The following is an 8,535-nucleotide window of genomic DNA, read 5'->3' as shown; positions in this document are numbered from 1 at the left end:
TCGAACAGAACGCGCGTTTGGCTCTGCAGGCTGCCAACCGTGGCTACGTGATGGACTCGGGTCTGGTGACGATGTCCGGCGACGCGAAGCAGATGCTGGATGATCCGAAGGTGCGCGCGGCTTATCTTGGTGAATAAGCTTGGCGAATAAGCTGGGCGAACGGGAACGGGGTGAATGACCCGGACCAGGTTTGCTTCAACTGCAAAAAAGGCCGCATGCGTTTCAAGCATGCGGCCTTTTTCTATCCACGCGATTGCGTGGCCCTACGCTGCGGGCGTCTCCGCCAGTTCTCCCAGGCGTTTGCCGAGACTGATCACAGCATCCGCGCGATAACCGAGCGACTCATAGAATGCGCGCACGTCTGCCTTGGCGGACAGCACCTGCAGATTCAGCTTCGGGCAGCCGAGTTCGGTCAGCGCGTTTTCGACGTGCGCGACCAGCCGCGTGCCGATGCCATGACGACGCAACGATTCATCCACGGCGAGCGAATAGAGCCAGCCTCGGTGCCCGTCATAGCCACTCAGCACCGTGCCGACAATACGCTCGTCGAACACCGCGACAAAGAACAGCTCCGGTTGCGTTGCCAGCTTGTTGGCAATCGACAGATGCGGATTGCGCTGCGGCCTCGTCACGTCCCGATACTCGGGGAACGCTTCCTGCCACAGCGCGACCACGGCATCGGTGTCGCGCGCTTCGAAGCGGCGGATCGATAGCGTTGCGGTCTTTGTCATACGCGTTGTCCTGGGTGATTACAGCGTGTCGAGAATCGAACGCAGCATCGCCATCATCTGGTCGATTTCTTCGTTCGTGACGTTCAGCGCCGGCATGAAGCGCAGCAGGTTCGGACGCGCCGCGTTCAGCAACAGGCCGTCGGGTTGCATCAGGCGAGCCTTCTCGACGATCTGGTTGCCAATGTCCTTGCCGAGCAACAGCGCGCGCAGCAGGCCTTCGCCCCGTTCGCCTTCAAAGCCGCGCTCTTCCGACAATTCCAGCAGCTTGGCGCGCAGATATTCGCCGCGTGCCTGCACGCCTTCGAGGAAGCCCGGCGCGGTCAGCTGCGAGATCACCGAGTAGCCCACTGCGGTCATCAGCGGATTGCCGTTGTAGGTGCCGCCCTGATCGCCCGCTTCGAACACGGCGATTTCGGCTTTCGCGAGCAGCGCCGCGAGCGGCACGCCTCCGCCGATGCCCTTGCCGAGCGTCATGATGTCCGGCTCGATGCCCGACAGCTCGTACGCAAACAAGGTACCCGCGCGGCCGCAGCCGCTTTGCACTTCATCGACGATCAGCAACAGGTTGTGCTTTTTGGTCAGCGCGCGCAGTTGTTGCATGAATTCGCGCGTGGCGGGAATCACGCCGCCTTCCCCTTGAATCGGTTCGAGCATCACCGCGACGGTCTTGGCGTTGATGAGCTTTTCAACCGACGCAATGTCGTTCAGATCCGCCTTCGGGAAGCCCGGCACTTGCGGTGCGTAGATCGTGTCCCAGCCCGGCTTGCCGCTTGCCGACATGGTGGCGAGCGTGCGGCCGTGGAAGCTGTGATCGAACGTGATGATTTCGAATGCGCCGTCCTTGAACTTCTTGCCCCACTTGCGCGCGAGCTTGATCGCGCCTTCGTTCGCTTCGGCACCGCTGTTGGCGAAGAACACCTTGTCGAAACAGCTGTGCTGCGTGAGCAGCCCGGCGAGTTGCGCCATCGGGCCGTTGTAGAAGGCCGGCGACGGATTGAGCAGCAGTTGCGCCTGCTTGTTCAGTGCTTCGATCATGCCGTCGTTGCAGTGACCGAGGCTGTTGACCGCCCAGCCCTGGATGAAGTCCAGATATCGCTTGCCGTTATTGTCGTAGAGCCACGAGCCCTTGCCGTGCGTGAAAACGATTTCGGGCCGGTTGGTGATGTACATCAGCGACTCGATCGGGTACTCAGTGAAATTCATAACGGCAGGCTCCAGACGGCGGGTGAAGGGGTGAATGAGCGATTGGCCACCTATGTAACGGCGGCCGGAATTTACGAAAACACAACCGGAACACAAACGAAAACAAAAAAGCCACGGCATGCCGTGGCTTTCATGATTCGAACTGCTTGCGCCTTTGTGCGGCGCGAATCCGTGACGAAGCCAGCGGCGCCCCTAAGGGAGCGGCGAGCGGCGACGTCGGAGTTCGGATTGGATGCGGTTCATGCGCGAAAGAATACGACAAGAAAAGCGCTGGTGTAAACCATGAATTTGCACAGATTCGCATCAAGGCGGATTTTTGTGCATCCGTCTCGACGCTGACATGGTAGTCGCGGACGGCCCGGTCGAGGTTTCGATCAGGCCGTTTGTTTCATTCAAACCGCGTTCGCCAGATCCGCCGCGCTCGTGAACGAATCCGCGTAGAACTCGTCCTCAGGCAGCGCATGATGCTGGGTGAAATCACGCTGCGCCGATTCGACCATCACCGGCGCGCCGCACGCGTACACCTGATACGCCGACAGATCCGGCAAATCCTCAATCACCGCACGATGCACGAAGCCGACGCGACCCGTCCACGCATCGCCCGCATCCGGTTCCGACAGCACCGGCACGAACTTGAAGTTCGGAATCTCGCGAGCCCATTGCTCGGCCAGCTCGAGCAGGTACAGATCCTTCTTGCGGCGCGCACCCCAGTAAAGCGTCATCGGCCGGTCAAGGTTCTTGAACACCGCATGTTCGATGATCGCCTTCAGCGGCGCGAAGCCCGTACCCGAAGCGAGCAGCACGATCGGCTTAGCCGAATCCTCGCGCAGGAAGAAGGTGCCGAGCGGGGCTTCGAAGCGCAGAATGTCGCGCTCCTTCATCGTGTTGAACACGTGGTCCGTGAATGCGCCACCGGGCATGTGACGGATGTGCAATTCGATCGGGCCTTCGGTGTGCGGCGCGCTCGCCATCGAATAGCTGCGGCGCTTGCCGTCTTTCAGAATGAATTCGAGGTACTGGCCGGCCAGATATTGCAGACGTTCGTTGGCGGGCAGTTGCAGCTTCAGCACCACGACGTCGTCGGCCTTGCGCTCGATCGCGTTCACGCGGCACGGCAATTTCTTGACCTGCACGTCGCCCACGCCGGCCACTTCGCGGATATCCACTTCGAGATCGGTGCACGCCGTCGCGCAGCAGAAGAGCGCCATGCCGCGCGTCTTTTCGTCGTTCGACAAAGCCGACGACGAATGCTGACGCTGTTCGATCTCACCGCTGACCACGGTGCCTTTGCACGAACCACAAGCGCCGTTCTTGCAGCCGTACGGCAGACCGATGCCTTGGCGCAAGGCCGCGATCAGGATCGGTTCGTCCTGTTCTACCTGAAACTGCCGGCCGCTTTGCCGGAGCGTGACGTTAAATGCCATAGAGTGTTCGAAATCGAAAAGTCGGTAATCGTTATCGGACCCGCTGTATCGCTGTGCGGTACCTGCCGCGCTTGACGGCTACAATGCGTCCATCATGAAAGCGACACGAAATTTACGCCGGCCGCGCGTGTTGATAGTTGGCTGCGGTGACGTCGGCATGCGCTGCGTGCCCTTATTGCGGACCCGCGCGCATGTCTTCGCGCTCACCAGCCACGCCGGGCGCGGCGCCGAACTGCGCGCCGCCGGCGTTACGCCGCTGGTTGGCGACCTCGACGCGCGCCGCAGTCTGAAACGGCTGGCCGGCCTTGCGCCGACGGTGCTGCATCTCGCGCCGCCGCAAAAGACCGGCGATGACGACCGCCGTACCCGTGCCTTGCTCGCTACGCTGAGCGCGCGCGGCGATCGGGCGCTGCGTGCCGCGCGCGGCGCGGTGGCGCCGATCGGGCGGCTGCGCCGCATTCGTGCCTCGTGGGCTGAATCCGAGACAGCCAATATTGTACCCGACAGGGTGCGCTGGACCGCCGCTCCGCGCGGGCCCGTGAGGTTGGTGTACGCGAGCACGACGGGCGTCTATGGCGATTGCGGCGGCGCATGGATCGACGAGACGCGCGTCACGCAGCCGGCCAATCCACGCGCCAAACGTCGCGTGTCGGCCGAGCAGCAGCTGCGGCGCGCCACCGCGCGAGGCGTGGTCGCCGCAAGCATCGCGCGGATTCCGGGCATTTACGCGGGCAACCGTCTGCCGCTCGCGCGGCTGGAAAAGCGCACGCCGGCGCTGATCGACGCAGACGACGTCTACACCAACCACATCCACGCCGACGATCTTGCCGCGATCCTCGTGCGTCTCGTCACGCATGGGCGGCCGGCACGCGTGATTCACGCGTCCGACGACACGTCGCTGAAAATGGGCGAGTACTTCGACGTCGTGGCCGACGCGTTCGGCCACGAGCACGCGCCGCGCATTACACGGGCCGACGCGGAGCAACAGATGGAGCCGACCTTGCTGTCGTTCATGCGGGAGTCGAGGCGGCTCGTGAACCGGCGCCTCAAAGAGGAATTGCGCGTACGCCTGCAATATCCGAGCGTTGCAGATTTTTTGCGCGAGGTGCGCGGTCGAAGGGATACCGCGAAGCTTGGCGAAGCACAGACGGACGGCTGAGCCAGCCAGTGAATGGCCTCTCGCGCCACGCGGTCTCATCCGTCGTGGCGCATGATCTTGCCGGCTTACGTCAGTGCCGGCAACGCCTCCAGCAACAGGAAGCACAGCATCGCGCCAATCAATGCGCCGATCAGATTCGGATGATATTTGTGCCGCAGCCGCATGACGACCAGCAGTCCGCCGACCAGCGCGAGCCCGAGACACATGAAAGCAATCATCACGGATGAAATCTGAATAGTGTCGTGGATCACCATGGCGCCCCTCCTTGAACCCTTTGTAGTCTTTGTTTAATCGAGTATAGGGCGAGCTGTAAGGAAGAGCATGTTGCGTCGCAGCGTGCAATCAGACGCCCCGCAGGCCTTATGTGCGGGCGCGTACACGATTCTCCTGAGGCATCAAGGCTTTAAAAGGGTCCTACCGGTTTACCCGCTCCGTAAAGATCCGAGGTCGGTTTCGTCGAGCCATTGCCACGCTCCAATGGCCAGCGTCGCGGGCAGCGCAAGTCCGCCGATCCGCTCGCGATGCAGCGCTTCGCAACGATTGCCGGCTGCCGCAATCATCCGCTTGACCTGGTGATACTTGCCCTCCATCACGGTGAGGGCCAGCGCGTGCTCGCCGCGCGCCTCAGCGTCGACGGCGACGATCGGTTTGGGCTCGCCGTGCAGCAAGACACCGCCGCGCAAGGCACTCAACTGGACGTCGTCGATGGGATGTCGCGTGGTCGCGATATACAGCTTCGGCACTTTGCGTTTCGGCGACGTGAACGTGTGGACGAACTTGCCGTCGTCGGAAAGCAGCAGAAGGCCGGTGGTGTCCTGATCGAGGCGGCCCACGCATTGCACGCCGCGTTCGGCGAACTGCGGCGGCAACAGGCTGAACACGCTCAAGTGATGCTGTGGATCGCGCGAACATTCATAGCCTGCGGGCTTGTTCAGCAGCAGATAGGCGTGCTCGCGATACGGCCAGACGACCCCGTCCACGCTGAAGCAGAACGTGCCGTCATGCGTTGGGAATTCGGCGTCGGCATCGGTGCGGACTGAACCGCCGACGCTCACGCGGCCGTCGCCGATCAGCGCCCGGCATTGGCGGCGCGAGCCGAAACCCTGAGTGAAGAGAATGCTTTCGAGATTCATGGCGAGCGAAGAATAACACCGCAAGAAGCGGAGCGCCGCGCGTCGCCATAGCGACCACGATGGGATCTCCACGTCCCGTCGCAGGAGTTCATCGATGCATGTCCATTCCGCTTCACCGTCTTCCTCCGCGCTCCGTTTGCCGGCCGCGTTCCAGCGGCTCGCATGTCGAACCTGGTCGCGCAATCCGCCGGGCAGATCAGCCTCGCCGCCGCGCCACTCGTCGCGTCTCGGCGCTCAACAGCACCGCGACCTATGGCGCGCGACCGCTTGGCGCATTGCTCGGCGCCGCGATCAGCGCGCGTTGGGGCATGGACGCGTGCCTCATCGCGGCGGCCGCCGCGTTCCTCGCGCAGGCGCTGATCATCGTGATGTCGCCGGCGGCGCGGCTCGCCGGCATTCCGGAGGGCGCGGCTGTCGCTCAATGAAAACGGGTTTTCATCGGATGGCCACATGGCGTACCAACGCAGGGCCGTTGGTCAGTGAAAACCCTCGAAAATGAAAATGAATTTTTTCTCGCGAGGTTTTTATGTAAATATACTTTCATTCATTTTCATTACACCCGGAAGGAAGTCCTCCAGAGGACTTTCGTTCCGACGACTCGTTCGCATGACTCATTCGTCCGTTGCTTCCAACCCCGCTGAGCAGGCCATTGCCGCGCGCATCGCCGCGGCCATGCCGACTCTCACGCCAATCCATCGGCGCATGGGCGAATACGTGCTGGCGAATCTGTTCCGCGCGGCGACCATGCGGATCGACGAACTGGCGAGCGTGGTCGGCGCGTCGGTGGCAACGGCGAATCGCTTCGCTCGCGCGCTCGGCTTCGACGGCTATCCGCAGTTTCGCGAAGCACTCGTGCGTGGTTTCGAAGCGACGCTCGCGCCGGTCGAGCGTTTGCGCAGCGCGCAGGAGTCGCTTGCTGCCGGTGACGATCTGATCGGCGCGTCGCTCGAACAGGCGGCGGCCAACCTGCGCTCCACCCGCAGCGTGATCGATAACGCCGCAGCCGAAGCCGCCGTCGAAGCGATCATCGCCGCACGCCGCGTATTCGTGCTCGGCTATGGCGCCAGCGCCTTTCTCGCGGGCCTGATGGAACACGGCCTGATGCCGTATCACGACAACGTGCAGTCGCTCGCGTTGATCGGCGGAGCGTCGCATGCGGCACGGCGCCTGTTCGCCTCCAACGAGAGCGATCTGGTGATCGGCATCGCCTTCCCGCGTTACGTCGACGACACGATCGAACTCGCGCGTCGCGCATCGAGCCGCGGCGCCCGCGTGCTTGCGTTGACCGACAGCCCCAATTCACCGCTTGCGCAATTCGCGGATATCTCGCTCTATATCCGCGCCGAACGGCGGCTCGCGGCGAATGCCGATTCGGCCGTGCTGGCCGTCATCGAAGCGCTGTGCGACGCGGTTGCCTATCGCGCGAAGCGCTCGGTGAAGGCGGCCGCCGAGGTCACCGAATTCCTGCTGCCGTGGCTCACCGCTTCGCAAGCCGCGGCCTCCGGCGCGAGCGGGCGCCCGGCCCGCGCTTCTACACGTACGTCCACGCGACCTTCCCGAACCACCCGCACTAGCAAAACCAAACGATGAACTCCAAAGCAGTCATTGCCATTCACGGCGGGGCAGGCACGATCCTGCGCGCATCGATGTCGGCCAGCGCCGAAGCTGACTATCACGCTGCGTTGCACGCCGTGCTGAGCGCGGGCCAGCGCGTTCTCGCCGACGGCGGCAGCGCGCTCGACGCCGTCAGCGAAGCCGTGCGTCTGCTCGAAGATTGCCCGCTCTTCAACGCGGGCCGTGGCGCGGTTTACACAGCGGCCGGCACGCATGAACTCGACGCGGCCATCATGGACGGCAGCACACTCGACGCCGGCGCGATCTGCTGCGTGACGCGGGTGCGCAATCCGATTCTGGCGGCGCGTCGCGTACTCGAGCGCAGCGAACACGTGCTGTTCACCGGCGCGGGCGCGGAAGCCTTCGCGGCCGCGCAAGGACTCGAATTCGTCGAGCCCGGTTATTTCGACACCGAAGCGCGTCACCGTCAGTGGCAGCTCGCACGCGGTCAGCAGCGCGCGATGCTCGATCACGACGGCGCCACGCTGGCCGCCGCGCCGTCCTCGCATGACGACGACCCCACCCCGCACGAACCGATCGATCCGAATCGCAAGTTCGGCACGGTGGGCGCGGTCGCGCTCGATCGGCACGGCCACGTGGCGGCTGCGACTTCGACGGGCGGCGTCACCAACAAGCAGGTGGGCCGGGTCGGCGATACGCCGCTGATCGGCGCGGGCTGTTATGCGGACGACGCCACCTGCGCGGTCTCGACCACCGGCTCCGGCGAGATGTTCATGCGCATGGTCGCGGCCTACGACGTCGCGGCGCAGATGGCCTACCGCAGCGTCTCGCTTGAAGAAGCGGCGCAGGACGTGGTGATGAACCGTTTGCCGAAGATCGACGGACGCGGCGGTTTGATTGCGGTCGATGCGCGCGGCAACGTCACGCTGCCGTTCAATACCGAGGGCATGTATCGCGGTTTCGCGCGGATCGGCGAGACGCCGGTGACGGCGATTTATCGCTAGTGCTGCGTTGCCGCTTGAACTGTTGTCCGAACCTTAGCCTCAACTTCGCCTGAACCACCGCCAGCCGCGTTCGAAATAAAAGGAATCATCGTGCCGACTTCATCGCACACCGCTCGTCCGCTTATCGAAAGCTTGCCGCCCCAAAGCGTGCTTGCAGTCGACGATCTGTCGGTCGCATTTCGCAGCGGCGACAAGACCTTCAACGCGGTGCGCAATCTGTCGCTGACGGTCGAGCGTGGCGAGACGCTGGCGATCGTCGGCGAATCGGGCTCGGGCAAATCGGTGACATCGCTCGCGTTGATGCGG

General features: G+C 63.4%; 9 protein-coding genes and 2 pseudogenes. 6 read left to right on the top strand and 5 right to left on the bottom strand.

Translation table 11 applies throughout. From position 1 onward, the window contains the following. Positions 1 to 137, top strand: a pseudogene (locus QOC89_RS18950) (ABC transporter ATP-binding protein); the annotation flags it as partial. Between the two features lie 126 nt (positions 138 to 263). Here QOC89_RS18950 and QOC89_RS18945 read toward each other — a convergent pair. From QOC89_RS18945 to QOC89_RS18935, 3 genes are all read right to left on the bottom strand, one after another. Next, positions 264 to 731: a GNAT family acetyltransferase gene (locus QOC89_RS18945; RefSeq protein ID WP_323046431.1), complete on the bottom strand. Its 468-nt coding sequence runs from the start codon at positions 729 to 731 to the stop codon at positions 264 to 266. An 18-nt stretch (positions 732 to 749) separates the two neighbouring features. After that, entirely contained in the window at positions 750 to 1,934 is a 1,185-nt protein-coding gene (locus QOC89_RS18940; RefSeq protein ID WP_323046430.1) for an acetylornithine transaminase, read from the bottom strand. 392 nt (positions 1,935 to 2,326) lie between these two features. After that, complete coding sequence (locus QOC89_RS18935) at positions 2,327 to 3,358, bottom strand: CDP-6-deoxy-delta-3,4-glucoseen reductase (RefSeq protein ID WP_323046429.1); 1,032 nt, start codon at positions 3,356 to 3,358, stop codon at positions 2,327 to 2,329. 94 nt (positions 3,359 to 3,452) lie between these two features. On the opposite strand from QOC89_RS18935, the gene QOC89_RS18930 reads away from it, so the two are divergent. Next, entirely contained in the window at positions 3,453 to 4,517 is a 1,065-nt protein-coding gene (locus tag QOC89_RS18930; RefSeq protein WP_323046428.1) for an NAD-dependent epimerase/dehydratase family protein, read from the top strand. A 65-nt stretch (positions 4,518 to 4,582) separates the two neighbouring features. Here QOC89_RS18930 and QOC89_RS18925 read toward each other — a convergent pair whose 3' ends face one another. After that, positions 4,583 to 4,771 (bottom strand): hypothetical protein, encoded by a 189-nt coding sequence (locus QOC89_RS18925; protein ID WP_323046427.1) that lies wholly within the window; start codon positions 4,769 to 4,771, stop codon positions 4,583 to 4,585. Positions 4,772 to 4,939: 168 nt separating this feature from the next. Continuing rightward, the gene (locus QOC89_RS18920) at positions 4,940 to 5,650 is read right to left on the bottom strand and encodes a 16S rRNA pseudouridine(516) synthase (RefSeq protein WP_323046426.1); all 711 of its coding nucleotides are present in this window, start codon (positions 5,648 to 5,650) and stop codon (positions 4,940 to 4,942) included. Between the two features lie 221 nt (positions 5,651 to 5,871). Between QOC89_RS18920 and QOC89_RS18915 the strand changes: the two are divergent. The 4 genes and pseudogenes from QOC89_RS18915 to QOC89_RS18900 form a co-directional block, all read left to right on the top strand. Further along, positions 5,872 to 6,075 (top strand): annotated as a pseudogene (locus QOC89_RS18915) (MFS transporter); the annotation flags it as partial. 181 nt (positions 6,076 to 6,256) lie between these two features. Then, positions 6,257 to 7,240, top strand: a complete 984-nt coding sequence (locus QOC89_RS18910; RefSeq protein WP_323046425.1) for a MurR/RpiR family transcriptional regulator — start codon at positions 6,257 to 6,259, stop codon at positions 7,238 to 7,240. Continuing rightward, positions 7,237 to 8,229, top strand: coding sequence for an isoaspartyl peptidase/L-asparaginase (locus QOC89_RS18905; RefSeq protein ID WP_323046424.1), 993 nt, complete (start codon positions 7,237 to 7,239; stop codon positions 8,227 to 8,229). The genes QOC89_RS18910 and QOC89_RS18905 overlap by 4 nt, the downstream gene beginning before the upstream one ends. Before the next feature lie 90 nt (positions 8,230 to 8,319). Continuing rightward, positions 8,320 to 8,535 (top strand): ATP-binding cassette domain-containing protein (locus QOC89_RS18900; protein WP_323046423.1); only part of this gene is annotated, 216 nt, incomplete at its 3' end.

Source organism: Paraburkholderia sp. (assembly GCF_034668105.1).
Lineage (GTDB): Bacteria > Pseudomonadota > Gammaproteobacteria > Burkholderiales > Burkholderiaceae > Paraburkholderia.
Note: the sequence above shows the minus strand (reverse complement) of the source record. Positions and strands in the feature narration are given on the sequence as shown.